This window comes from Actinomadura sp. GTD37 (genome assembly GCF_041951365.1).
Classification (GTDB): Bacteria; Actinomycetota; Actinomycetes; order Streptosporangiales; family Streptosporangiaceae; genus Spirillospora.
The window spans coordinates 1182263-1208173 of the sequence record NZ_JBGNUS010000001.1 but is presented as its reverse complement, the minus strand read 5'-3'; the positions used below and the strand labels follow the sequence as shown (position 1 = coordinate 1208173).

Genomic DNA, 25911 nt, shown 5'->3' with positions numbered 1-25911 from the left:
GCACAGTTCCCTTGCTTTGTGCCTGACGGTCGGGCCGGAACCGGCCCCGGAAGTGAGAGCAGAGTGAGCCCCCAGTGAGCACTGAACAGGACGCCCCGCCCCCGTCACCCGTGCCCCCCTTGCCGCGTCCGCCCGGCGGGCGGCGGCCCCGGAGGCGGGGCGCGCGGGCCATGGCCGTCGCCGGGGCCGCGGCCGTCGTCGTGGTCGCGGGCGTCGCCGCGGCCGCGGTCGCGTTCGGCGGGGACGACGGGCCGGCGAAGAAGAAGGCCACGTCCACCGCATCCGCGGCCCCGCCCGCGTGGACGGTCGCCGCCGGCCGCGGGCTCACGTCCGGGACGGGCGTGCGCTACGACGGCACCGTCACGCTGAAGGGCCTGCCCGTCCAGGCGCACCTGCGGGTGACCCCGGCGGGCTCGGCGACGGGACGCATCGTCGCGGGCACGCTGACGGCCGACGTCGTCGCGGTCGACGGCACCACCTACATCAAGGCGGGGCTCGCGTTCTGGCGCGCCTACGCCGCCGAGATCACGCACCCCGACTACTACGCCGGCCGCTGGTCGAAGGCGCCCGCGTCCGTTCCGGGCTTCGACGTGCCGGACGTCCTCGGCCCCAAGGCCATCGCCAAGGCGCTGGCGAAGACGTCCGGGAACCCTCCGGCGGAGGACGTGGACGGCGTCCGGGCGTACCGGGTCAAGACGCCGGACGCCGAGTACCTGATCATGGCGGCGGCCCCGTACCGGCTGCTGTCGGTGCGCGCCGCCGGGCAGAGCGCGCCGCGGTTCGCCGCCGCGCCCGTGGCCGCGCCCGCGGCGGTGTTCGCCGAGCTGCGCCCGAGGGTGGCCGCGCTGGGCGGCGCGGGCGACCCGAACCTGCAGTTCCGGCCGGGGACGCTGACGTTCAGCAACTGCGAGCAGAACACCAACGGCTGCACGGTGAGCCTGCCCGCCACGCTGACCGCCCCGGAGGGCGCGGTGCCGGACGGCGCGCGGGCCGCGCTGCTCGCGTCGATCACGTCCCGGGGCAGGCCGCTCGGCACCTGCCGGACGGCGGCCGGCGTGGCGGCCGACCGCTCGGCCGTGCTGCGCTGCACCGTCACGAGCAGGCTGTGGCGGAACTGGATGAAGAAGGCGCTCGACAACCCGGGCTCCTACCCGTACGAGGCGTCCGCCCGCGTCTCCGGCGAGGCGCTGGACGAGGCGGACGTCCCGGAGCTGCTCGACCAGGTCGACCGCGAGCGCAAGGCGGTGCCGAAGCCGGAACCGGTCACGCCGAATCCGGCCGCGTCCGGGCCGGGCGGGCCGTCGGCCGAGCGGACGGACGGTCCGGAGATCGCCACGTCCCGGTCGCCGGGGCGGCCCTGAGACGCCGGTCCAGGGGCGGTGCCGCCGCGGGGGACCCGCGCTGTCTACACTTCGCATCGTGAACTCCACGCCCCTGGGGAGCCGCGGCTCCTCGACGCGCCCTGCGCGACGCCTGGTCAGGCGGCTGCACGTCGACCTGTGCCGGCAGCGCAGCAGCCTGTGTTCGGGATGAACTAGGACGCCGCCCCAGGTCGTATCTCCCGGTGAGCGGTCGTCCCGAGAACACCATCCGATCCCGGACATACCATGAAGGTAAGCCTAAGTAGCATCACGATCCCGGGTGCCTCCCCCGGGAAGGGTGCTGCCCGTCGAGGAGGTCTTCCTCTGTGACCAAACAGGTCCAGCAACTCGACCGCGTCATCATCCGCTTCGCCGGCGACTCAGGCGACGGCATGCAGCTGACCGGTGACCGCTTCACCCAGGAGACGGCGGCGTTCGGCAACGACTTGTCGACGCTGCCGAACTTCCCGGCCGAGATCCGCGCGCCCGCGGGGACTCTGCCCGGCGTGTCCAGCTTCCAGCTGCATTTCGCCGACCACGACATCCTGACCCCCGGGGACGCGCCCAACGTACTGGTCGCGATGAACCCGGCGGCCCTCAAGGCCAACCTCGCGGACCTGCCGCGCGGCGCCGACCTCATCGTCAACACCGACGAGTTCAGCAAGCGCAACCTCACCAAGGTCGGCTACGAGACGAGCCCCGTCGAGGACGGCTCGCTCGCCGAGTTCCGCGTGCACGCGCTGCCGCTGACGTCGATGACGGTGAAGGCCCTTGAGGACTTCGACATCTCCAAGAAGGACGCGGAGCGCGCGAAGAACATGTTCGCGCTCGGACTGCTGTCCTGGCTGTATCACCGTCCCACCGACGGAACGCTCGGCTTCCTGGAGCGCAAGTTCGCCGCCAAGCCCGAGATCATGAAGGCGAACATCGCGGCCTTCCAGGCGGGCTGGTCCTACGGCGAGACCACCGAGGCGTTCTCGGTGCAGTACGAGATCAAGCCGGCCGAGCACGAGCCCGGCCTGTACCGCAACATCACCGGGAACCTCGCGCTCGCGTACGGGCTGGTCGCCGCGGGCGTGCAGAGCGGGCTGCCGATCTTCCTCGGCTCGTACCCGATCACCCCGGCGTCCGACATCCTGCACGAGGTGTCCAAGCACAAGAAGTTCGGCGTGCGGACGTTCCAGGCCGAGGACGAGATCGCCGCGGTCGGCGCGGCGCTCGGCGCCTCGTTCGGCGGGTCGCTCGGCGTCACCACGACGTCCGGGCCGGGCATCGCGCTGAAGAGCGAGACGATCGGCCTCGGCATCGCGACCGAGCTTCCGCTGCTGGTCATCGACGTGCAGCGGGCCGGTCCGTCCACCGGGCTGCCGACCAAGACCGAGCAGGCAGACCTGCTTCAGGTCATGTTCGGCCGCAACGGCGAGGCGCCCGTCCCGGTGGTCGCGCCGCAGTCCCCGTCGGACTGCTTCTACGCGGCGATCGAGGCGGCCCGGATCGCGGTGAAGTACCGCACGCCGGTGATCCTGCTGTCGGACGGCTACCTCGCGAACGGCTCCGAGCCGTGGAAGCTGCCGGACGTGGCGGCGCTGCCGACGATCGAGCCGAACTTCGCCGAGCCGTCGCAGGAGGAATTCCAGCCGTTCAAGCGCGACCCGGAGACCCTCGCCCGCCCGTGGGCGATCCCGGGCACCGCGGGGCTGGAGCACCGGATCGGCGGCCTGGAGAAGGCCGACGGGTCCGGCAACATCTCCTACGACCCGTCCAACCACGACGCCATGACCCGGCTCCGCCAGGCCAAGGTGGACGGCATCGCGAACGACATCGAGCCGCTCGCGGTGGACGACCCGTCCGGTGCGGCCCGCGTCCTCGTGCTGGGCTGGGGCGGGACGTACGGGGCGATCTCCGCGGGCGTCCGGCGGGTCCGCGCGACCGGCCGGAACATCGCGCAGGCCCACCTGCGGCACCTCAACCCGTTCCCCGCGAACCTGCCCGAGGTGCTGCGCTCCTACGACAAGGTCATCGTCCCGGAGATCAACCTCGGCCAGCTCGCGCTGCTGCTGCGCGGCCGGTTCCTCGTCGACGTGATCGGCTACAACCAGGTCCGCGGTCTGCCCTTCAAGGCGGAAGAGCTGCAGAACGTCATCCAGGATGTGATCGACAGTGAGTGAGAACGGCTCCTCCAACGGGAACGGCGCGGTCAACGGGAACGGGAACGGCGGCGGGATGTCGCCGCTCTCCCTCGTCCCGAAGGCGGACGCGAAGCAGACCCTGAAGGACTTCAAGACCGACCAGGAGGTGCGCTGGTGCCCCGGGTGCGGTGACTACGCGATCCTCGCGGCCGTCCAGTCCTTCCTGCCCGAGCTCGGGCTGCGCCGGGAGAACATCACGTTCATCTCCGGCATCGGCTGCTCGTCGCGGTTCCCGTACTACATGAACACCTACGGGTTCCACTCGATCCACGGCCGGGCGCCCGCGATCGCGACGGGCCTCGCCACGTCCCGCCCGGACCTGTCGGTGTGGGTGGTGACCGGGGACGGCGACTCGCTGTCGATCGGCGGCAACCACCTGATCCACGCGCTGCGCCGCAACGTCAACCTGAAGATCCTGCTGTTCAACAACCGGATCTACGGGCTGACGAAGGGGCAGTACTCGCCGACGTCCGAACTCGGCAAGATCACCAAGTCGACGCCGATGGGCTCGCTGGACGCCCCGTTCAACCCGCTGTCGCTCGCGATCGGCGCGGAGGGCACGTTCGTCGCCCGCACGATCGACTCCGACCGCAAGCACCTCCAGTCGGTGCTGCGGGCGGCGGCGCAGCACCGCGGCACCGCGCTTGTGGAGATCTACCAGAACTGCAACATCTTCAACGACAACGCGTTCGAGCCGCTGAAGGACGCGTCGGTGCGCGACGACGTCACCGTCCGGCTGGAGCACGGGGAGCCGATCGTCTTCGGGGCGGACCGCTCCAAGGCGCTGCGCCGCGGTGCGACCGGGTCGTTCGAGGTGGTGAACGTCGCGGACGTCGACCCTTCGGAGATCGCCGTCCACGACGCGCACAACCCGGACCCGTCGCAGGCGTTCGCGCTGTCGCGGCTGGACCAGCCGGCGTTCGAGCACACCCCGATCGGCATCTTCCGGGACGTGGACCGCCCGTCCTACGACGAGCTGATGCGGGCCCAGCTCGACGAGGCCGTCGAGAAGCAGGGCGAGGGCGACCTGGCCGCGCTGCTCGGTTCCGGCGACACCTGGCGCATCGATTAGTCACATCCGTTAATCGCGTTTTGCGCAGGCCCGGCCCCGGTTTGTCCGGGGCCGGGCTTTTTCTTGCGTATTGAAGGCCCACGAACGGGGCACTGTTGGACATGATGACAAAGAGACGATTCGCGGCGGTCTTCGGACGAGACACGATGCGGGGGGACGTCTCATCCTGAAAGACTGGTAGAGATCATGGAGCCGGGGAGGTGACGATGCGGGTCATTCCGCGCCGCAGCAAGGATCGTCCGCGCGATGAGCCTCCCGTGCGGCCCGCCGACGCCGTTCCGTCCGGCGCGGACACCGCCCCCGGTACGGACGCGCCCGACACGAACGCTGCCGCGCTCGGCGGCGAGAGCGCGTCCGGCACGGACACGGAGCCGATCGGCGGCCCCCCGCCGGGTACGGGGTCCGGCGGCGGCACGCGGCCGCTGCGTCCGGCGGGCGGAGGCGACCCGGCGGAGGCGCTGGGGCAGGAGAGCCTGCGCGGCGGAGCGGGGCCGCAGGCGGCCACGGCCGTGCTGCCGGTACCCGACGGCGAGGCCGCGCGGCGGCGGGCGCGGGCGGCGGAGCGGCACCGCCAGGCCGCGGAGGTCAAGCGGAGCCGGGCCGGACGGCGCCGCCCCCGGCCGCGGCGGACGCCCGCGAACCCGGTCAAGGCCGCCGACCAGCACCGGGCCGCGCTGCTCGTCATGGTGCTCACGCTGGGGCTGCTGATCGCGGCCGTCGCGGTGACCGGCGGGCTGATCGCGTCCTCGATGAAGACGCGTCCGGTGGCGCTGACCGCGCCGCTGCACATCTACCCCGTAGCGCAGGCGACCGCCGGGCCGTGCCCGGCCGGGACGCAGGGCATCACCGGGCAGGCCGGCAACGGCCCGACGTGCTACCACCTCACCCAGGGCATCGCGATCCACAAGGTCGCCGACCTGCGCGTCCAGAAGTCGCGGGTGCGGCCGGGCGGGTACGACGTGGCGGTGACGCTGCGGCCGGTCGACCGGCAGGCGTTCGCCCAGCTGACCCGCGCGACGGTCGGCCGGGACCTCGCGTTCGTCGTCCGCGACCGGCTCGTCACCCTGCCCCGCGTCGACATGGCGATCACCGACGGGAAGGTCGTGGTGACCGGGTCGCCGGACCGGGCGACGGCGAAGCGGCTCGTCCGCGAGCTCAAGGGGCGCTGAGTCCGCGCCGGCGGGCCGGGGTCAGCCCGCCGGGAGCTCCTCGCCCCGGACGGCCTGGATCTCCAGCTCGACCCGGAGGCTCTCGCCGACCAGTGCGACGCCCGCCTCCAGGATCTGGTTGAACCGGATGCCGAAGTCGGCGCGGCGCAGCTCCGCCGTCGCGCGGAACGCGGCCCGGACGCCGCCCCACGGGTCGGAGCCGCTGCCGAGGTAGGTCATGTCGAGGTCGACCGGCCGCGTGACCCCGTTGAGGGTGAGGCGGCCGTGGACGGTCCAGCGGTCGGGCCCGGCGGCGGTGAGCCCCTCGCCCTCGTAGGCGATGACCGGGTGGACGTCGGCGTTCATGAAGTCGGCCGAGCGCAGGTGGTCGTCGCGCATCTTGTTGCCCGTGTCGATGGACGCGGCCTCGATGCGCGCCGTGACCCGCGACTCCTCGACCGGTTCGGCGACCTCGACGCGCCCCTCGAACGCGGCGAACCTGCCGCGGACGCTGGACAGCCCGAGGTGCTGCGCGACGGCGCCGACGGCGGAGTGCGCCGGGTCGATCGTCCACGGGCCGGGCGGCGGCAGCTCGGCGCCGCCGGCGCGGCCCAGCACGATCCTTCCGACGTCGGCCGTGCCGGAACTGGACACGATGAGGGTGGCGGCGGCCGGCTGGAAGCCCGTCGCCGTCACGATCACCGTGTACGTCCCGGGGGGCAGCGGACCGGCGGCGAGCACGCCGTCCTCCCCGGTCCGCTCCCGCGCGACCTGGTCGCCGGCCAGGTCCGTCACCGTGACGATGGCGTGCCGTACCGCCCAGCCGTCCTTCGTCCGCACCGTTCCGCGCAGACCTCGTTCAGCGTCCATCAACGATCCGCACTCCAGGTTGGTGTAGCCGGGCCGCCGCCGGACGGCCCGGGGCCGCGTCCGTCATTCGACGGGATGGCCGAGCCTCAGGTCGTGCTCGTCCAGCCCGCCGCCCGAGAGCGACAGACCGGTGGCGACCGGAGGATAGCCGGACGCGATCACGGTGTACTGGCCGCCGGTCAGGTCGGTGAACGCGTACTCGCCGTCCGGCCCGGTGATCACCATCGCGACGACGTTCCCGGCCGCGTCCACGAGCGTGACCCGCGCGTCGCCGACCGGCTCGCCGGACTCGTTGCGGACCGTCCCGCGGATCCGCGCGCCGGGCGGCAGCTCCACGTCCTGCCGGGTCTGCCCGTTCCCGACCACGTCCACCGGCAGCGCGACCGGACGGTGCGCGGCGGCGGACACGGCGAGCGTGTAGCCGCCGGACGTGACGTCCCGGAACAGGTAGTTCCCGGCGGCGTCGGTGCGCTCGGTGCCGACGACGTCGCCGCGCACGTCGGTGACGACGACCATCGCGTTCGCGATCGGGGCGCCGTCGCCGCCGCGGACCGTCCCGGCGAGGCCGCCGTTGCCCGCGAGCAGCAGGTCGAAGTCGACCGGCCGGTCGCCGACGACCAGCGTCGCGGCCTGCGGCTCGTGCTCGCCGGTGGCGGCGATCAGCACGTAGCTGCCGGGGCCGGGGGTCGGCAGCGCGTACCGGCCGTCCTCCCGGGTGACCGTGCGGCCGAGCTGGTGGCCGTCCACGCCGATCAGGGTCAGCGCGGCGGACGACACGGGCGCGCCGTCGCCGGTCCGGACGACGCCGCGGACCGGGACGCCGCCCTCCGCCGCCCCGCCCTGCCCGTTCTGAACCTGCCCGTTCTGAACCTGCCCGTTCTGCGCGTGCCCGTTCTGCTGTGCCAGGTGCTGCGCCTGCGCCGCGAGTTCGGACACGCCCGGGGAGGCGGCCATGGCGGGCGGGGACGCGGCGACCGCGGCGAGCCGCCCATCGGGAGCGCCGCCGTTCTCGTGCAGGTGCCGCGCGGCGCCGACCGCGCCGGCCGCGCCCGTCCGCGCGGCGGCGGCCGGGGGACGGACGACGCCGTTCTCGCCCGGAAGACCGTCCGCCGGGGGCTTCTTGGCGGCCCGGCCGGTCCCCGCCGAGCCGCGCAGCGGGAGTTCCTTCAGCGCGAGGACGGCGAGGAAGCCGATCACCGCCACCGGGACGCCGACCAGGAAGACGGCCTCCATCGCCTTCGTGAACGCCTCCTGGATGATGCCGTGCACCGGTTCGGGCAGCCGCTGGATCTCATCCGGCGAGCCGAGTTCGCCGGACGCTCCGGCCGGCATCCGGACGCCGGCCGCGCGCAGGCCCGAGGCGATCTCCGCCCCCACCCGGTTGGTGAGGATCGCGCCGAACGCGGCCACGCCCATCGCGCCGCCGAGGTTCCGGAAGAACGAGACGCCGGACGTGGTCGAGGCCAGGTCGGCGGGGGCGGCGGCGTTCTGCGCCGCCAGGATCAGGATCTGCAGCGTCAGGCCCATGCCGAAGCCGAGCAGGGCGAGGTCGGCGCCGATGATCAGCTTCGAGGATTCGGTGTGCAGCTGCGACAGCAGGAACATGCCGCCCGCGACGCAGGCCAGCCCGATCACCGGGAAGATCTTGTAGCGGCCCGTCCGGGTGACGATCTGCCCGGAGCCGGTCGAGGTGACGAGCATGGCGAGGACGAGCGGCAGCGTCATCAGGCCGGACGCCGTGGGGCTCATCCCCTTGACGATCTGCAGGTACTGCGGCATGTAGATCATCACGCCGAACATCGCCATGCCGACGCAGATGGAGACGAAGGACGTCAGCAGGAACACCGGGTTGCGGAACAGCCGGGGCGGCAGGATCGGGTCGCGGGCGATGCGCTCGGCGAAGACCGCCAGCACGACCAGGACGACCGCGGCCCCGAGCAGGATGTAGGTCCACTGGGAGTTCCACGCGAACTCCGTGCCGCCCATGGACAGCACCAGCATGAGCAGGGCGGCGCTGCCGGTGATGGTGAACGCGCCGAACACGTCCACCCGGGTGTCGCGCCGGACCTTCGGCAGCGTCAGCACCTTCTGGATGACCAGGAATGCGACCAGGGCGAGCGGGACGCACACGTAGAAGCACCAGCGCCAGCCGAGGGCGTCGGCGTCCACGATGAACCCGCCGAGCAGCGGCCCGGCGACGGTCGCGACGCCGAACACCGCGCCCATGTACCCGGCGTAGCGGCCGCGCTGCCGGGGCTCGACGACGTCCCCGAGGATGACCTGGGCGAGCGCGGACAGGCCGCCGACGCCGAGCCCCTGGAACGCGCGGGCCGCGATGAGCTGGCCGATGTTCTGCGACAGCCCGGCGCCCACCGAGGCGAGGACGAAGATCAGCAGGGCGGTCTGGAACATGAGCTTGCGCCCGGCGATGTCCGACAGCTTGCCCCACAGCGGGGTCGACGCGGTCATCGTCAGCAGCGACGCGCTGGCGACCCAGGACAGCTTGTCCTGGCCGCCGAGGTCGCCGACGATCGTCGGCAGCGCGGTGGCGACGACGGACGTCGAGATCATCGACGTCAGCATCGCCATCATCAGGCCGGCGAGGATCTCCAGGATCTGACGGTGCGTGTACTGCGGTCTCACCGGCTCGGACGCCGCCGGTTCGTGCGACGCCACGCTGGTCTGAGCCACCCATTGCCCCCATGCTCACGGAATTACCTGTGCCGTGCAGGTATCTTATGTAGACGCTTGTTTACTTGCAACTCGATGGATACTGGACACTGACCGTTACCGACAGGGCCGGGGATGGAGATGCGGGTCGAGGACGAGCGCACGACGCTGTCCGGCACGGACGGGCCGTCCGGCACGGACGGCATGAGCGGCATAGGCGCCATGGGCGGTATGGGCACCGGCCCGCCGCCGCCGGAGGACCGGGTCCGGCGGCCCAAGCGGGACCGGGAGGCGACCGAGCGCCGCATCCTGGACGCCGCCCGCGACCTGTTCGGCGAGCACGGCTACGACGGCGTCACCGTCCGCATGATCGCGGCGCGGGCGGAGGCGAACGTCGCCCTGGTCAACCGGTACTACGGGTCCAAGGCGGGGTTGTTCGAGGAGGTCCTGACCGGCGAGTCGGTGATCCGCGGCGTCATCGCGGGCGACCCGGCCGGGCTGCCGCGCCGGCTCGCCGAGCACTTCGTCCGCCAGGTCGACCAGCGGCCGGTGAGCGCCATGTCCCGGATACTCGACCGCTCGGCGGGCCACCCCGAGGTCAAGAAGATCCTGCTCCACTACCTGGAGGAAGTGATCGTCCAGCCGATCATCGCCCAGTTGGACGGGCCGGACGCCCGCGCCCGCGCGCTGCTCGCGTCCACGGTCATCATGGGCGGCGGGCCGGTCCGGCGGCTCTTCGGCCTGGACGACCTGCGCGCCGCCGACCCGGCCGAGGTCATCGACCGCCTCACCGCCATGTTCACCGCCGCGCTCGCCCCGCCCGCGCCCCGTGGACCCGCGCACCGCGAGCCCGCCGACCGGGAGCCCACGCACCGGGAGCCCTCGCACGGGGAGCCCGTACGCCGCGAGATGTAGGGGCGGCGGGCGGCGTACGGTCACGGGCGCAGTGGAGATCCACTCCCGGTCGGAGCGGCCCGCCGTACGCCGCGCATAGGGTGCTGACCATGAGGCTGGGGGGCGCTCTCCGGGCGCGGTGGGGCAGGACGGGACGGGCCGCGCGCTGGACGGCGGCCGGCGCGGCGGTCGTGCTGGCGGGCGGCGGCGCGGCCTGGGGCGCCGGGGCCGGCGACGCGCCCCGCGTCCGGACGTCCGAGCAGCGCGTCGCCGTCGTGGACGGGCCGGGGGACGACCAGCGCGTCCAGCTCGACACGACGTTCTACCGGCCGGTCGGGCGGGCGAAGGGCCCGGCGGTCCTGCTGGGGCACGGCTTCGGCGGCTCGAAGCGGGACGTGGCGGGCGAGGCGCGCGGGCTGGCCCGCGCCGGGTACGCGGTGCTCGCGTGGTCGGCGCGCGGGTTCGGGCGGTCGACCGGGGAGATCGCGCTCAACTCGCCCGACTACGAGGTGAAGGACACCCGGCAGCTCATCGACTGGCTGGCGAAGCGTCCCGAGGTCGTCCTGGACGGGCCGGGCGACCCGCGCGTCGGCATGGCGGGCCAGTCCTACGGCGGCGCGATCGCGCTGCTGACCGCCGCGTACGACCGGCGGGTGGACGCCATCGCTCCGCAGATCACCTGGAACAGCCTCGCCGACGCGCTGTTCCCGTCCGCCGCCGGCGCGGGGCCCGAGGAGGGCGTGTTCAAGAAGCTGTGGGCCGGGGTCTTCTTCACGAGCGGCGCGGGCCGGACGGCATGTGGGCGTTTTCTACCGTCGTTGTGCGACATGTACCAGGAAGTCGCGACGAAGGGGCGGCCGACCGCGTCGGCGATCGAGACGCTGCGGCGGTCGAGCCCGGCCTCGGCCGCGAGCCGGATCAAGGTGCCGACGCTGCTGATCCAGGGACAGGCCGACTCGCTGTTCCCGCTGGACCAGGCCGACGCGAACGCCCGCGCCATCGCCGCGTCCGGCGCGCCCGTGTCGGTCGTCTGGTTCCAGGGCGGGCACGACGGCGGCGATCCGGAGACCGAGCGGGTCGAGGGGCTGGTGCGCGACTTCTTCGACGCGCGGCTCCGCCGCTCCGGGCCCGCCCTGGACGGTCTCACGGTGACGCGGGCGGGCGGGCTCGACTCGTCCACGCAGCAGGTGGTCGTGGAGGAGGCGGCGACGTCCCGGTATCCGGGGCTCTCCGGCGACCCGGTGGCGATGCCGCTCGCCGGCCGCGAGCAGACGATCTTCAACCCGGCGGGCGGCTCGCCGGCGTCGATCTCGGCGGCGCCGGGGCTGGGCGCGCTCGGCTCCCTGGGCGCGCTCGGCGGGTCGCTGCCGGCCGACATGCCGGGGCAGACCGCCACCTTCGACACACGTCCGCTCGACCACCCCGTCCGGTTGACCGGGGCGGCCACGGTCCGCCTCAAGATTCGCGGGGACGGCCCACTGTTCGCCAAGCTCTACGACGTCGCGCCCGGCGGGAGCGCCGCACCGGCGCGGCGGCTGGCGGCGCCCTTCCGGGTCTCGGACGCCTCGGACGGCGGCGTCACCGTGACGCTCCCCGCGATGGACTACCGCTTCGACCGCGGCCACCGCCTGCGCCTCGTCGTCGCGACGACCGACATGGGCTTCGCGACGCCCGCCGAACCCTCGTCCTACAAGGTTCAGGCGGTCTCGCCACTGACCGTTCCCACGGCGCCCGCGTTGACGACGGCGTCCCCGCCGCTGCCCGCCTGGGTGTGGGCCCTGCCGGTGGCCGCTCTCGCCGTGGTCGCCGCCATCCTCCTGCCCGGACGTCGCAGGCGGGACGCTTCGGCGGGCAACGACGTCCCGTTGGAGATAACGGGCCTCACGAAGGCGTACAAGAACGGCCACCTGGCCGTGGCCGACCTGTCGTTCCGTGTGGAAAAGGGGCAGGTGCTGGGTCTGCTGGGCCCGAATGGCGCCGGGAAGACCACGACCCTGCGCATGCTCATGGGCCTCATCCACCCCGACTCGGGTGAGATCCGCATCTTCGGTCACCGCGTCACTCCCGGAGCGCCCGTCCTGTCCCGCCTTGGCTCCTTCGTAGAGGGACCGGGGTTCCTGCCCCACCTCTCCGGCCGCGACAACCTGGACCTGTACTGGCGCGCCACCGGCCGCCCCCAGGACGAAGCCCACCTGGCCGAGGCGCTGCAGATAGCCGGCCTGGGCTCCGCCCTGGACCGGGCCGTCCGCACCTACTCGCAGGGGATGCGGCAACGGCTCGCCATAGCCCAGGCCATGCTCGGCCTGCCGGACCTCCTCGTCCTGGACGAGCCCACCAACGGCCTCGACCCGCCCCAGATCCGCGAGATGCGCGAGGTGCTCGTCCGGTACGCCGCGGCCGGACGCACCGTGATCGTCTCCAGCCACATGCTCGCCGAGGTCGAGCAGACCTGCACGCACGCGGTCGTCATGGCCGGCGGACGCCGCGTCGCCGCCGGCCCCGTCAGCGAGATCACCGGCTCCGGCCGCCGCCTCGAGGACGCGTTCCTGGAGATCATCGGAGAGGCCCCATGACGACCTACGACGTCCGGCGGACGCTGCCCCTGCGCGTGGAGGCCGTCCGCCAGTTCCGGCGCCGCCGCACCCTGGTCGCGTTCGGGATCCTGCTCGTCCTGCCGTGGGTGCTCGTGCTCGCGTTCAAGCTCGGCGGCGACCCCGGCCCGAACGGCGTCCCCAGCCTGGTCGACGTCGCCACGTCGTCCGCGCTGAACTTCGCCCTCTTCTCCCTGTTCGTCTCGACGGGGTTCCTGCTGGTGGTCGCGGTCGCCCTGTTCTGCGGCGACACGGTGGCGAGCGAGGCCGGCTGGTCGTCCCTGCGCTACCTGCTCGCCGCGCCGGTGCCCCGCGCCCGCCTGCTGCGCCAGAAGCTGATCGTCGCGCTCTCCTACGCGGTCGTCGCCGTCGTCAGCCTGCCGCTGATGTCCCTGGTGGCCGGGACGGCGGGCTTCGGCTGGGGCGACGTCGAACTCCCCACCGGCGGCACCGTCCCGGTGAGCACCGCGCTCGGCCGGATGGCGATCATCGTCGGCTACTCGCTGGTCGCCCAGCTCGTCGTCGCCGCGCTGGCGTTCCTGCTGTCCGTCACCACCGACTCGCCGCTCGGCGCGGTCGGCGGCGCCGTCGGGCTCGTCATCGTCAGCAACATCCTGGACGCCGTCACCGCACTCGGCTCCTGGCGCGACTTCCTCCCGACCCACTGGATGTACTCGTGGATGGACGCGCTGCAACCGCAGATCCAGTGGACGGGCATGGCGAAGGGCGCCGCATTGTCCCTCTCCTATGCCCTGATCCTTTTCGCTCTGGCCTTCCGCCGCTTCCGGACCCGCGATATCGTCTCCTGATTTTCGCCACATTGAGCGACCATCGCACCACACCGCGTCGACAATATCTCGCGAAAATCGGTCGAACCGGCAGGGTCGGTGGCATAAGCTCAGCGAACCGCGCGGACGCCGACCGCGTCATACGAGGCGACGACGATTAAGTCGGGCCCGTTGGGGGGAGATGATCACCATGGCACGGCAGCAGCTCATCAAGCGCCCCAAGCCCCCACGTCCACCGAGCCAGCCCGACCTGAGGACCCCCTCGGGCCGCCTGCTCCCCTACTGAAGCCGCGCCAGAAACCGATCCCGGTCGACCACCACGCGCTCGACCCGTCCGCTTCCCACCACCGACCCGCGCTCGTCCACGGCCCTGAACCCGAACACGAGCCGCTTCCCGTCGATCTCTTCGAGCTCCGCCTCCACGGTCACCCGCGCTCCGACCGGACTGGCCGCGCGGTGCTCCGCTTCCACGCGCGTCCCCACCGACGTCTGCCCGCCGCCGAGACGCCCCGCGAGAGCAGCGACGGTCGCCGCCTCCGCGAGCGCCAGCAGCCGAGGCGTCGCCAGCACGGGGACGTCCCCGCTCCCCAGCGCGACCGCCGTGTCCACGTCCCCGACCACAGCGGACACCTGGCCGCACAGCCCCGGCCTCACAACTCCCGCTCCAGCCGCGCCGCGACCTCCCGGTAGCGGCTGACCGGCACGAGATGGACCCCGTCGAACGCCCCCGAGTCCCGGAGGGCGAGCACCTGCTCGCAGGCCGCCGCGACCCCGGCCGCACGGTCCCGCTCGACGGCCTCGACGAGTTCACCGGGAATGTCGATATCGGGGATGGCGGCGGCCAGATTGCGCGCCATCCCGGCACTCGCGAGGACCATGACGCCCGCGTAGACGGGCCCGTCGAGTTCGACGCCCTCCCGCCACCGCAGCAGGTTCTCCAGCGAGTAGCTCACCTGGACGAACGTGAAGTCCGCGGCCCGCTTCCACTCGGGCACCGGCCGCAGCCCCGACGTCACCCCGACCTGGAACGGCCCGCACCCGGCGAACACCTCGTCCTCGCTCGCCCCGCGGGCCTCCTCCATCATGGCGCGGACGGTCAGCTCACTCGTCCGTCCGCCCACTCTCGGCTTGTCCCCGTAGACGAACAGGAACCGCTCGACCCCGTAAGCCGCCGCCGTGAGCAGGTCCCTGCGAAACCCGAGCAGATTCCGATCCCGCGAGTTCAGGCAGGCAATGCCCCGCGCGCCCATGGCCTGCACCTCATGGGCGACGGCCACACTGGAAACAGTGGCCCGCCCAATATGGTTGTCGGGAATCAGGAACGAGTCCGCCACCGGACTCAGCACCCCGATCTGATGCCGCACCTTCTGCAGATCGGGCCGAGTAGGCGGCTCGACCTCGCACACAACCTCGAAGCCCATGCCGTGAGCCTACCGAGCGGCCGGCCTCCAGACCCCGGCTTACGCCGATGTGGAGATCGAATGCCACCTGGCCGATAGCAAGGTTACTTTAAGCCATCCGCTAGATCACTTGCTGTCACCGCGACTGAGATTCACGCAGGTCACTCGCGCGGTTCCGGGTGGAGGCAAGCAGGCTTGGAGCTACCGGCGAAGTGCCATGTTGCTAACCGACCCATGTTTATCTGCCCATAGCAGCCTGCATCAGGCAGAATTGACCTGACAGCGGCTTCGAGGACGGCAGATGACACTTCGATGGCCCGGCTCCGCCGGCGGAGCGCGACTCGTGTACCGCCTGCTCCTCGCGGTGGATCTGGAGAGGTACAGCCGGCTGGACGCGCAGCAGCAGCTCGCCGCCCAGACCGACCTTCGCGGGCTGCTCGACGGCTGCGCACGGCGAACCGGGCTCCGCACGAGCGGCTGGTACCGCCAGCCCGGCGGGGACGGGGAACTCGTCGTCATGCCCGTCGACGTCGACGTCCCGCGCGTCGTGGGCGTCTTCGCCCGCGACCTCGAACGCGCGCTCGCCGAACTCAACCGGCACCGCGCCCCCCGCCTGCGGATGAGGCTCGCCCTCCACCACGGCACCATGATCGAGGGGCCGCTCGGCCCGGCCGGGGACGCCCCCATCGTGGTCTCCCGGCTACTGGAAGCCCCGCCGCTGCGCGACCACCTCACCGAGCACCAGGACCGCGACCTCGTCCTGGTGGTGTCCGACACCCTCTACAAGGACGTCGTGGGAAGCGGCTTCTGCGCCCTGAACCCGGCGGACTTCGTCAAGCTGGAAGTGGTGATCAAAGAGAGGCCCTACAGCGGTTACATCCACCACACCGGCCGCGTCCCGCCGAAACGGCGGCCCTTCTCCCTGCCCGCCGCCGGATGACCGTCATTCCGGGAGATCGCCGTGCCCGCGGGCGATCGAGCACCGCAGAATCCGCCACTGCGCGACCGGAATCGTCAGGACGGCGCCGCGGTGGTCCTTGGAGTCCCGCACCAGGACGGAGGCGCCGTCGAAAGCGATTTCGACGCAGTCACCGCCACCGCTCCGGCGGCTCTTCCTCCAGGTCACCCGCGGTCGCTCCGCCCTGTCCACACCTGCTCCCTCCAGCGGCCCCGGCACCCCGATGCGGCGGCCGGAATGCGGATTCCCACCCTTGAATCCAGGCACACCGAATTGCCATGTCGCGCACTGTCAAGGTGAGAGTCTAGGCGGATCGCTCACCAGGCGCCAACGGCGCCGTTCAGAGGGATTCGGCGACCGTGTTGAGCAGGACGGCCGACCCTTCCGGACCGAGCGAAATCCCGCGCAGGGTCGCGAAATTCTCGCGGTATCGGACGACTTCCTCGCGATAGTCGCGGCCGATGAGTTCGCCCTGCGCGCCTTCCAGATAGAGCACGTCGTCGTCTTCGGGCTCCGCGAACTCGATCAGCTTGAACGGGCCGCTCAACCCCGGATGGGCGCCCCGGTCGAGCGGGACGATCTCAATCGTCACATTGGGGCGCTTCGCCATCTCGAGCAGATGCGACAACTGGGCCCGCATCACCGCGGCGCCGCCGACGAGCCGGCGGATCGCCGCCTCGTCGATGACGAAGAAGAACCTCGGCGGCGCCTCGTCCTCGAAGATCTCCTGCCTGCGGACGCGCACCTCGACCAGCTCGTTGATCCGCTCGGCCGCGTCCGCGCTGCGCAGGCTGGACAGGATCTCCCTCGCGTAGGCGCTGGTCTGCAGCAGCCCCGGGATGATGAGGGGCTGGAACTCCCGGGAGACGCCGGCGGCCGACTCGAAGCCGATCAGCTCCGCCAGCTGCGGGCTGAGGACCCGGCGATAGGCGCTCCACCAGGCCGTCTCGCGCGCCGCCCGCGCCAGCCCCAGGAACTCGTCGAACCGCTCGGCCGGCACCTCGTACTGCTGCAGCATCACGCGGACGTCGCTCACGGCGACCCTGACCGTGCCGCCCTCGATGCGGATAATCTTCGAAAGCGACCATTCCAGGGCTTTCGCCGCCTGTTCCTGAGTCAGCCCGGCGGCCTCCCGCGCTCTCCGCAGCTCGATCCGAAGGCGTCGCTGGTGAACAGTCGGACTGTCCGGCATGCCCAACACCTTCCCCTTTGTGTGCCAGAAGGCAGTCTGCAACCTTTCAAAGTGCCTAGGGCGCAAAGACTAGTGCAACCGCAGCCGCATGTGCCCGACTTCCCCAAGAGGATTTACCGAACGCTGACCACGGCCCAGGAAAGCGGGCGCAGCGTGCTCGCGATCTCGTCCAGATCCTTGATCTCTTCGCCCGGTCGCATTCCGAAGGTGATCCCGCAGATCTTGTCGCCGGGCGCCGGCGCCCGGAACCGGACCGCGCTCGCGGCGACCGCCGCCTGCACCGCGAGACGCCTCCGTTCGGCCCGCAGACACCGCTGATGTTGTTGATGTAGCCACCGGAGGCACCGGCCGCGTCGACCACGTAGAGCAGGTCCCTTCCCTTGAGCGCGGCGCAGCACCGGTGCTCTTCGCGGGAGCGGCGGCATCCCTGGCTTCAGAGGAACAACCGGCCGACAACGTCATCATGCTTACGGCGATAATCGGTGCACGCTTCATTCAGATACCTCGCCGGGAGACGCCGCGCGCCCGACTGCTGCGCGGTGGAGCGCCCGTTCATCCACCGCACGGGAGGAGACCTGTGACCGGACACGCCCTCGGCGACCAGGTTCGGGACCCCTTCGGCACGCTGCGCCGAGCGCTGTGGATCGGCGGAGGGCAATGGGCCGGCAAGTCCACCGTGGCCCGGCTGCTGGCCGTCCGCTACGGCCTGACCGCGTACCAGTACGACTACCACGACGCCCGCGGCCACAACGATCGCCGGATCGCCCTCCGCATCAAGCAGGACCGGCCTCCCGCCGACCCGGACCCTGACGCGTCCTGGGTGAACACCACCCCCGCGGACATGGCCGCCGAAACACTGGCCGGCTTCCCGACGCGTTTCGAATGGGCCCTGGACGACCTGCGCGCCCTGGTCTCCGGACGTCCCGTCATCGCCGAAGGCTGGGGGCTCCGCCCCGAACTGGTCGCCCCGATCATCGACTCACCGCGGCAGATGGTCGTCATGGTGCCCACCGAAGCCTTCCGCGACCGGCAGGTACGGGAACTCGCCCGCGCCGCCGCCATCGGCGGCGATGTCAGCGATCCCGCCCGCGCGCAGCGGAACCGCCTGGAGCGAGACCGCCTCGTCGCCGGTGACGCCGTCCGTTCCGCCCGCCGCCTCGGAATCCGCGTGATCGAGGTCGACGGCGCCCGCGACGCCGCCGCCGTCGCCGACCTGGTGGCCGAGCAGTTCCGCCCCTACCTCCCTCGTCCTTCCGCGCGGGTCGCTGACCAGCGCTGAACGCTTTACCCCCTCGGCCGGCAATTCCCGGATGCAAGGCGATCCGAAAACGAGGAGGGTCATGACATCCGATCCGGATGAGGCCGATGACGCGGAGTTGATCGCCCGGTCGCTCGACGGCGATGCGGACGCCTTCGTCGAGATGGTCCGGCGCCACGAGGCGGCGGTGGGGGCCTACCTCGCGCGGCGGGTCGGCCGGGACCTCGCCGAGGACCTGCTCGGCGAGGTCTGGGTGGCGGCGCTCGCGTCCCGGGCGTCCTACGACCGGTCGTTCCGCGACGCAGGCCCGTGGCTGTTCGGCGTGGCCCACAACACGCTCCGGCGGCACTGGCGATCCCGTCCGGCCGAGGTGCCGCGAGCGGACGTGACCGACATGGCGTCCGGGGCGGACCCGTGGCCCGCCGTCGACCGCCGCGTCGACGTCGAGGCGGTGCTGCGGCACGCCCTGGCGCTGCTGGGGCCGCGGCAGCGGGAGATCTTGACCCTCGTCGCCTGGGAGGACCTGACCGTCGCCGACGCGGGGCGGGCGATCGGCGTACCGCCGGGGACGGCGCGCCGCTACCTGCACGAGGCGCGCACGGCGCTGCGGAACGCGCCGGGGATGGTCGCGCTGCTGACCGATCACGACACGGTGAAGGAGGCCAACTGATGGTCGATGAGATGGACCTGCTGAGGGACCTGAAGGCGACCGAGGCCGTGCGGCCGCGCGCCTTCGACGAGGCCAGGACGGTGCTGCGGGCGGCGATGGCCGCCGAGGGCGCGCCGGAGCCGGAGACCGCGCCCCGCCGGCGGGCCCGGTGGGGCACGCGCCGCACGGCGGGCGTCGCCGCCGCCCTGGTCGCCGCCTCCGTGGCGACGGCGCTGGTCGTGACGTCCTCGCCGACGCCCGGCGAGCCCCCGGTCAAGGCGACGGCGGGGAACCCGGTCCTGACCCGGCTCGTGGCGGAGATCACCCCCCTGCCCGCCAAGGCGCCCGGCGACGCGACGCTGGAGATCCGCAACCAGTCGCCGACCAGCGACGCGCTGGGCCGCAACGGCATCGGCCTGTTCACCGACGACGGCACCTACTACTGGGGGAACGACAAGAGCGCCCTGCGCCGGGCCGTCGTCCGGAAGGACGGGGGCGACGACGTGTTCAAGCGCGACATTGCGGTGGCGCTCTACGCCGTGAAGGGCGACATCGCCACCGCGCGCGCACGTATGGCCGTCGCCAACCTCGCCCCGGGCACGGACCAGGACCCGGAGCGGCAGAGGATCGAGAAGCTCAAGGGCCTCGCCAAGGCGCGGGGAGAGAAGTACGTGCCGCCGAAGCCGCGGACCCCCGAGGAGAAGCAGGAGATCGACGACAACCACATCTGGTCGAACGCCGTCGACGCGCTGATCGCGGCTCCGGAGAACCCCCAGGTGCGGGCCGGCGTGCTCCGCATCATGGCGACGATGCCGAAGGTCGAGGTCACGAAGACGACCACCGCCGGACAGCCGACGCTGACGCTGGTGGACACCTGGCCCACCGCCGGGAAGATCAGCGAGAAGCTGGTCGTCAACGCCGGGACGGGCCGTCCCGTCGCCTTGACCGGCAGCGCCCCGGACGCCCCGTCCACCACGGTGTACTACCACACGTCCCGCGTCCGGCTCGCCGACATCGAGGCCGGCAGGTTCTGACCCGCGAGACCGTGCGGGCCGCCCGGTGGACGGGCGGCCCGCACACCCACTGGTCGCGCGCGAAGTGGCCCGCTGTCTCAGGGCTCGTCATGAGCGTCGTTCTTCTTGGCTGGTTACCGAGTAGGGTGCCGGACGTGGTGAAACGGGGCATGGCGTTCGGGGTCGCGGCATATGCGATATGGGGGCTGTTCCCGCTGTACTGGCCGCTGCTGAAGCCGGCGGGGGCGGGCGAGATCCTCGCGCACCGGATCATGTGGTCGCTGGTCGCGGTGGGCGCGGTGCTGGCGGTGCGGCGGACCTGGCAGCGCGGGATCGGACGGCGGCAGGTCGGCCTGCTGGTCCTCGCGGCCGTGGTGATCACGGTGAACTGGGGGACCTACATCTACGCCGTCAACAGCGGGCGGACGGTCGAGGCGGCGCTCGGGTACTTCATCAACCCGCTGATCAGCGTGGTGTTCGGGGTGGTCGTGTTCCGGGAGCGGCTGCGGCCCTGGCAGTGGGCGGCGGTCGGCCTCGGGGCCGCCGCGGTGGCCGTGCTGACGGTCGACTACGGGCGGCCGCCCTGGATCGCGCTCGTGCTGGCCTTCGCGTTCGGGATCTACGGGCTGCTCAAGAAGTTCGCCGACATGCCCTCGGTGGAGAGCCTGGCGATCGAGACGGCCGTCATGTTCGTGCCCGCGCTGGTGTTCGTGGTGGCGCTGGAGGGACGGGGCGAGGCCGCGTTCGGGCATCACGGGGCGGGCCATGCCGTGCTGCTGGTGGGGGCCGGGGTCATCACGGCCGTGCCGCTGATGCTGTTCAACGCGTCCGCGATCAGGCTGCCCATGACGACGATCGGGATGCTCCAGTACGTGGCGCCCGTGCTCCAGTTCCTCATCGGCGTGTTCGTGCAGCACGAGGAGATGCCGGCGAGCCGGTGGGCGGGGTTCCTGCTGGTGTGGCTGGCGCTGGCGACGCTGACGTGGGAGGGGTTGCGCGGCGGACGCCGGGAAGCGCTGCCCGAGACGGTCCGGACGGGCTAAAGTGCCGGACGTCGAATGCCGGATTCGAGGGAGTTCCGTTGCGTTTGGTCACCGTCAGCGTGTTGGGCACGGCGCTGATCTCGGCGGGAATGCTCGCCCCGGCGACGGGCGAGGCGACGGCGACCGCGACCGCGCATGACGGCGTCGCGGTCGAGCCCGGCGTGGTGCGGCCGGGCGAGCGGGTCCGGATCTCGGTGCCGGGGTGCGCGGGCGGGGCGCGGGTGGCGTCCGAGGTGTTCGCCGGACGGGCCGCGGACGGCACCGCGACCGTGCGGCCGGACGCGACGCCGAGCACTTACACCATCGTGGCCCGCTGCGGGCCGCGGACGGTGACCGGCGAACTTCGGGTGGCGGGACGCCTGGTCTGGCCGGACCTCATGCCGACCGGCCACTGACCCTAAGTAATTAGGATAAATGGGGACAATTTCCCCTGTGTGACCATTACCACGCGCCGTGTTCGGCCTCTGACGCGAAGTTTTCTTCGGCACGCCACCTGCGCGAATACTGTCAAGCCGTCTCGACTATTGAGACAACCCATCCGGAAAAGTGACGAACGCCACTCTTACTGGACCGATATTTCCTACCTTCCCCCCCTTGATCGCGTCAATTGATCATGTGATACTCCCACGGAAATCTACAAATCGCCCAAGTACCCCAGACGCCTACAGAGAACTCGAATCGCTCCCCTCTGCTCCGCCCGCACACCCGTGCGCGGCGGAAACCGCAGAGGGGTGATTGCTTTCAACCACCTCACCTTGGGGGGCAGTCGGAAGTGTCCGTCGACGTTGACGCCGTTCCTGTACGCAGTGCGAGAAACTTTCCCCTCCATCGGACCGTCTCCAAGCTCGTCCGCAACCCGCTGCGGGAGATCCTCCGCATCAGCACGGCGGCCGGCGGCGACATCGCCCGGCTCGACCTCGGCGCTTCCCATCCCTACCTGGTGACCCATCCCGACCACGTCCAGCAGGTGCTGCGGAAGGAATCGCAGAACTTCGTCCGGGACGGCACGTTCTGGCGCCCCCTGCACAGCCTGTTCGGGGACAGCATCATGTCCGAGTACGACGAGTGGGAGCTGAGCAAGCGGATCCTGCAGCCGGTGTTCTCGACCGGCACCATCAGGTCGCTCAGCGACCACATGGCGCGGGCGATCAACGAGGCCGTCCGGCAGCTGGACGAGCCGGCGCGCGAGGGCCGGCCCATCGAGGTGCTGCCCGAGATGGGGCGCATCGTCCACGACACCGTGATCAAGGTGCTGTTCGGCGACAAGATCCGGCAGGCGGAGGCCGACCGGATGATCCCGGCGATGGAGCGGCTGGCCACCTCGATCGCGTTCCGCTTCCTGCTGCCGTTCGTCCCGAAGTCGATCCCGCTGCCCGGCGACCGCGCGTTCGCCGAGGGCCTCAAGGTCATGGACGAGACGCTCAACGAGCTCGTCGACCGGTTCCGCTACGACGCCGGCGAGGGATACGACATCTTCACCGCGCTGTGCAAGGCCCGGATGACCGAGGGCAGCGGCCTGGACGACCGGTGGGTGCGCGACAACCTGCTCGCCATGTGGGCCACCAGCACCGAGACGACGACCGTCGCCCTGACCTGGCTGTGGCCCATGCTCGGCGAGCATCCCGAGGTGACCGACCGGCTCTGCGCGGAGATCGCCGAGGTCGTCGGGGACGAGGACGTCCGGCCCGAGCACCTGCGCAGGCTGCCGTACGTTCGGCAGGTCGTCCAGGAGCTGCTGCGGCTGTACCCGGTCGGCTGGATCTTCCCGCGCATCGCGCTCTCCGACACCTCCATCGGCGGCGTCCAGATCAAGAGCGGGCAGACCGTGCTGGTCAGCCCGTTCCTCACGCACCGCCTCGAATCGGTGTGGGACCGGCCGCTCGAATTCGACCCCGAGCGCTTCACCGCCGAGGCGAACCGCACCCGCCACCGGTACGCCTACTACCCCTTCGGCGGCGGCCCGCACCAGTGCATCGGACGGCACGTGTTCAACATGGAGGCGGAGCTGATCCTCACCGCCATCCTGAGCCGGCACCGCCCGTCGCTGATGCCGACGGACGGCCCGGTGGAGGCGCGGATCGGCGCGACCCTCCGTCCCGACCAGCCGCTCTACCTGAAGCTGGACCCGATGGGGCGGCCGCGATGACGGAGACCGCGTCCGACGAGCTCGCCGATCCCTCCCATCGGGGCGTCCGGCCCGCGGGGACGCCCGGCGGGCCGGCGACCCCCGCGCTCGAGGCCGGGACGATCTGCGCCGTCGCGGGCCAGGCACAGCGGCAGATGCGCGGCTGGGCCGCCGACCACCCCGCGCTGTACGACGCGAAGGCGTTCGACCCGGCGCTGTTCAGCACGCTCGCGCTCGCGGCGGCGTTCAGCGGCCCCGGGCTCAGCGCCGGGCGGCTGCGCATGGCCAACCGCGTCTGCCTGTGGTGCTTCGGCCTCGACTGGCTGATCGACTACTCCGCGTCGTCGCGCGCGGAGGTGGCGGGCCTCGTCCAGCGGTGCGCGAGCGTGGCGGACGGGGCGCCCGCCCCGGACGGCGCGTCCGCGGAGGACGAGCTCGGACGCTTCCTCGCCGACGTCCGCGCCGAACTGGAGGCCGAGCCCGCCTATCCGGAGCTCCGCGACGTCTGGCGGGACGAACTCCAGCGCATGCTCGACGCGATGGCCCTCGAATGGGACTGGAAGGCCGCGCGGAACAGGGGCGAGCGCGGGCCGACGTTCGAGGAGTACCTCGCGAACGCCGACAACCTCGGCTTCTCGTTCGTGTTCGCCTCGCACTGGATCGCGTCCGGGGGCGGCGGGAACGCTCCGGTGGTCCGCGAGGCGAGCCGGGCCGTGCAGCGCGTCGTCCGGCTGCTGAACGACCTCGGCACCTACGAGCGCGACGTCCAGTGGGGCGACCTGAACGGCCTGCTGCTCGACCGGACGCGCGCCGAGGTCGAGGAACGGATCGGGGAGCTGACCGGCGAGGCCCGGACGCTGCTCCGCGACGCCGCGCCGAGCGCCCCGGAACTGGCCCGGTACATGGAACGGCAGATGGACTTCTGCGCCGGCTTCTACGGCGTGACCGACTTCTGGGGCACGTTGTGAGCGTCGACGACCGTCCGGCGCTGCGAACCGCCGTCCCGTCCGCGCGGCGGCCGCACGCGGGCGCCGTCGACACGGTCGGCGCGGCGCGCGAGCTGATCGGCGGGCTCGTCGCGCGCCCGTGGGGGCAGGTCTCGCCGTCGGTGTACGAGACCGGCCGGGTGGTGACGTTCGCGCCCTGGCTGAGCGGCCACGACCGGCGCCTGTCCTATCTCCTCGAAACGCAGCGGCCGGACGGCGTCTGGGGGGCGCCGGACGACGGGTACGCGCTCGTCCCGACGCTGAGCGCGGTCGAGGCCCTGCTCACGGAGCTGACCGGGGAGCGCCGGACGGCGCGCGGCGGCGGGGCCGTCATGCACAGCGGCTGGCTGGTGCGCTCGGCCGCCGCCGGGCTGCGGGCGATCGGCGCGCGGATGTGCGGGCCCTCGGCGGCGTCCCTGGACCTCCCCGACCTGCCCGCGATCGAGCTGATCGCGCCGGCCCTGACCGGGCGGATCAACGCGTCCCTGGCGCGGCTGGACGATCGTCCGGTCCCCGGCCTGGCCGAGTGGGCGGGACGCGAGCTCGGCCCCCCGGCGGGGCTGGGCGGCGCGAAGCTGGAGTTCGTCCGGGCGCTGCTCCGCTCCGGCACGGACGTGCCGCGCAAGCTGCTGCACGCCCTGGAGATCGCCGGGGGCGGGCCGGCCGGGCCGCCGCAGCTGCGCCCCGAGCCGACCGGCACGATCGGCGCGTCGCCCGCGGCGACCGCGGCCTGGCTGGACGCGCGGGCGGCGGACGATCCGAGCAGTCCCGCCCGCTGGTACCTGGAGACCGTGGTGGCGCAGCACGGCGGGCCCGTGCCGTGCGGATTCCCGCTGACGGTGTTCGAGCGCGGCTGGGTGCTGGCGTGGCTGGTCCGCGCGGGCATCCCGATCGCCGTCCCGCCGGAGCTGGTGCTGAGCCTGACCGCGCCGCTCGGCCCGGCGGGCACCCCGGCGGCGGAGGGCCTGCCCGCGGACGCCGACACCACCGCGGGCGCGCTGTACGCGCTGGCGCTGCTCGGCGCGCACCACCGGCCCGACCCCCTCTACTCCTACGAGATGGACACGCACTTCTGCACCTGGCAGGGCGAGGAGGGCGCGTCGGTCACGACCAACGCGCACGTCCTGGAGGCGTTCGGGCAGTACATCGCCGCGTGCGACCGCGCCGGCGGAGCGCCGGGCGCGGACACCGCCCGCTACGCCTCGACCGTCGCGAAGGTCGCCGGCTGGCTCCGCGGGCAGCAGCAGCCGGACGGAAGCTGGGCGGACCGGTGGCACGCCTCCCCGCTCTACGCGACGGCGTGCGGCGCCATCGCGCTGGCGGGCTTCGGCGGGACGGAGTCGTCCGGCGCGGTCGACGCGGCCCGGGACTGGGTCCTCGCGTCGCAGCACCCGGACGGCTCGTGGGGCCGCTGGGGCGGCACTCCGGAGGAGACGGCGTACGCGGTGCAACTCCTGCTGCTGACCGGCCGCCCCCTCGACCGAGCCGGGCGGGACGCCGTCGCGCGGGCCGTCCCGCCGCTGCTCCGCTCGCTGACCAGCGGGGACGGCGGCGCCGCCGACGAGCCGGCGCTCTGGCATGACAAGGATCTCTATCGGCCCACGGCGATCGTCCGCGCGGCCGTGCTGGCGGCGCTGCACCTGGCCGGAACGGTGCCGGTCACGGACGCAATGCGCGGTTGAGGTGAAATTGGCCACATCCCGC

The 25911-nt window shown here is 72.3% G+C and carries 23 protein-coding genes; 16 read left to right on the top strand and 7 right to left on the bottom strand.

Annotation, left to right across the window (positions count from 1 at the left end; all coding sequences use genetic code 11):
* Positions 1-170 precede the first annotated feature (170 nt).
* From ACA511_RS05855 to ACA511_RS05840, 4 genes are all read left to right on the top strand, one after another.
* Positions 171-1361, top strand: a complete 1191-nt coding sequence (locus tag ACA511_RS05855; protein ID WP_375023015.1) for a hypothetical protein — start codon at positions 171-173, stop codon at positions 1359-1361.
* Between the two features lie 326 nt (positions 1362-1687).
* On the top strand, positions 1688-3529 hold the full coding sequence (locus ACA511_RS05850) for a 2-oxoacid:acceptor oxidoreductase subunit alpha (RefSeq protein WP_375023014.1): 1842 nt from the start codon (positions 1688-1690) through the stop codon (positions 3527-3529).
* Positions 3522-4622: a 2-oxoacid:ferredoxin oxidoreductase subunit beta gene (locus ACA511_RS05845; RefSeq protein WP_375023013.1), complete on the top strand. Its 1101-nt coding sequence runs from the start codon at positions 3522-3524 to the stop codon at positions 4620-4622. Before ACA511_RS05850 ends, ACA511_RS05845 begins: the two co-directional genes overlap by 8 nt.
* Positions 4623-4879: 257 nt before the next feature.
* The gene (locus ACA511_RS05840) at positions 4880-5791 is read left to right on the top strand and encodes a hypothetical protein (protein ID WP_375023012.1); all 912 of its coding nucleotides are present in this window, start codon (positions 4880-4882) and stop codon (positions 5789-5791) included.
* Positions 5792-5812: 21 nt separating this feature from the next.
* Here the strand turns inward: ACA511_RS05840 and ACA511_RS05835 are convergent, their stop codons facing one another.
* The gene (locus ACA511_RS05835) at positions 5813-6640 is read right to left on the bottom strand and encodes a YceI family protein (RefSeq protein ID WP_375023011.1); all 828 of its coding nucleotides are present in this window, start codon (positions 6638-6640) and stop codon (positions 5813-5815) included.
* A gap of 63 nt (positions 6641-6703) precedes the next feature.
* Positions 6704-9331 (bottom strand): MFS transporter, encoded by a 2628-nt coding sequence (locus tag ACA511_RS05830; protein WP_375023010.1) that lies wholly within the window; start codon positions 9329-9331, stop codon positions 6704-6706.
* A gap of 114 nt (positions 9332-9445) precedes the next feature.
* Here ACA511_RS05830 and ACA511_RS05825 point away from each other — a divergent pair, with 114 nt between their 5' ends.
* From ACA511_RS05825 to ACA511_RS05815, 3 genes are all read left to right on the top strand, one after another.
* Positions 9446-10225, top strand: a complete 780-nt coding sequence (locus ACA511_RS05825) for a TetR/AcrR family transcriptional regulator (protein WP_375023009.1) — start codon at positions 9446-9448, stop codon at positions 10223-10225.
* An 89-nt stretch (positions 10226-10314) separates the two neighbouring features.
* Positions 10315-12777, top strand: coding sequence for an alpha/beta fold hydrolase (locus ACA511_RS05820; protein WP_375023008.1), 2463 nt, complete (start codon positions 10315-10317; stop codon positions 12775-12777).
* Positions 12774-13604 (top strand): ABC transporter permease, encoded by an 831-nt coding sequence (locus ACA511_RS05815; protein ID WP_375023007.1) that lies wholly within the window; start codon positions 12774-12776, stop codon positions 13602-13604. Before ACA511_RS05820 ends, ACA511_RS05815 begins: the two co-directional genes overlap by 4 nt.
* 258 nt (positions 13605-13862) lie before the next feature.
* Here the strand turns inward: ACA511_RS05815 and ACA511_RS05810 are convergent, their stop codons facing one another.
* Together ACA511_RS05810 and ACA511_RS05805 are read right to left on the bottom strand one after the other, a co-directional pair.
* Positions 13863-14204, bottom strand: coding sequence for a thioesterase family protein (locus ACA511_RS05810; protein ID WP_375023006.1), 342 nt, complete (start codon positions 14202-14204; stop codon positions 13863-13865).
* Positions 14205-14233: 29 nt separating this feature from the next.
* Entirely contained in the window at positions 14234-15004 is a 771-nt protein-coding gene (locus tag ACA511_RS05805) for a methylenetetrahydrofolate reductase (protein WP_375023005.1), read from the bottom strand.
* 280 nt (positions 15005-15284) lie between these two features.
* On the opposite strand from ACA511_RS05805, the gene ACA511_RS05800 reads away from it, so the two are divergent.
* On the top strand, positions 15285-15923 hold the full coding sequence (locus ACA511_RS05800; protein WP_375023004.1) for a hypothetical protein: 639 nt from the start codon (positions 15285-15287) through the stop codon (positions 15921-15923).
* A gap of 3 nt (positions 15924-15926) precedes the next feature.
* Here ACA511_RS05800 and ACA511_RS05795 read toward each other — a convergent pair whose 3' ends face one another.
* The 3 genes from ACA511_RS05795 to ACA511_RS05785 all read right to left on the bottom strand — a co-directional run bounded on the left by ACA511_RS05795 (position 15927) and on the right by ACA511_RS05785 (position 17414).
* Positions 15927-16109, bottom strand: a complete 183-nt coding sequence (locus tag ACA511_RS05795; protein WP_375023003.1) for a DUF397 domain-containing protein — start codon at positions 16107-16109, stop codon at positions 15927-15929.
* Between the two features lie 172 nt (positions 16110-16281).
* The gene (locus tag ACA511_RS05790; protein WP_375023002.1) at positions 16282-17133 is read right to left on the bottom strand and encodes a helix-turn-helix domain-containing protein; all 852 of its coding nucleotides are present in this window, start codon (positions 17131-17133) and stop codon (positions 16282-16284) included.
* 113 nt (positions 17134-17246) lie between these two features.
* On the bottom strand, positions 17247-17414 hold the full coding sequence (locus ACA511_RS05785) for a hypothetical protein (RefSeq protein ID WP_375023001.1): 168 nt from the start codon (positions 17412-17414) through the stop codon (positions 17247-17249).
* Positions 17415-17710: 296 nt separating this feature from the next.
* Here ACA511_RS05785 and ACA511_RS05780 point away from each other — a divergent pair, with 296 nt between their 5' ends.
* The 8 genes from ACA511_RS05780 to ACA511_RS05745 all read left to right on the top strand — a co-directional run bounded on the left by ACA511_RS05780 (position 17711) and on the right by ACA511_RS05745 (position 25889).
* A complete protein-coding gene (locus ACA511_RS05780) occupies positions 17711-18412 on the top strand; it encodes a hypothetical protein (RefSeq protein WP_375023000.1) in 702 nt (233 codons plus the stop codon).
* A 61-nt stretch (positions 18413-18473) separates the two neighbouring features.
* Positions 18474-19061 (top strand): RNA polymerase sigma factor, encoded by a 588-nt coding sequence (locus tag ACA511_RS05775; RefSeq protein WP_375022999.1) that lies wholly within the window; start codon positions 18474-18476, stop codon positions 19059-19061.
* A complete protein-coding gene (locus ACA511_RS05770; protein WP_375022998.1) occupies positions 19061-20074 on the top strand; it encodes a hypothetical protein in 1014 nt (337 codons plus the stop codon). Before ACA511_RS05775 ends, ACA511_RS05770 begins: the two co-directional genes overlap by 1 nt.
* 149 nt (positions 20075-20223) lie before the next feature.
* Complete coding sequence (gene rarD, locus ACA511_RS05765) at positions 20224-21096, top strand: EamA family transporter RarD (protein ID WP_375024687.1); 873 nt, start codon at positions 20224-20226, stop codon at positions 21094-21096.
* Between the two features lie 38 nt (positions 21097-21134).
* Entirely contained in the window at positions 21135-21491 is a 357-nt protein-coding gene (locus ACA511_RS05760) for a hypothetical protein (protein ID WP_375022997.1), read from the top strand.
* Positions 21492-21868: 377 nt separating this feature from the next.
* On the top strand, positions 21869-23242 hold the full coding sequence (locus ACA511_RS05755; RefSeq protein ID WP_375022996.1) for a cytochrome P450: 1374 nt from the start codon (positions 21869-21871) through the stop codon (positions 23240-23242).
* Complete coding sequence (locus ACA511_RS05750; protein WP_375022995.1) at positions 23239-24189, top strand: terpene synthase family protein; 951 nt, start codon at positions 23239-23241, stop codon at positions 24187-24189. The genes ACA511_RS05755 and ACA511_RS05750 overlap by 4 nt, the downstream gene beginning before the upstream one ends.
* Positions 24186-25889 carry a prenyltransferase/squalene oxidase repeat-containing protein gene (locus ACA511_RS05745; protein WP_375022994.1) on the top strand — a complete coding sequence of 568 codons (1704 nt, stop codon included), beginning with the start codon at positions 24186-24188 and terminating at the stop codon, positions 25887-25889. Before ACA511_RS05750 ends, ACA511_RS05745 begins: the two co-directional genes overlap by 4 nt.
* The last annotated feature ends 22 nt before the right edge of the window (positions 25890-25911 follow it).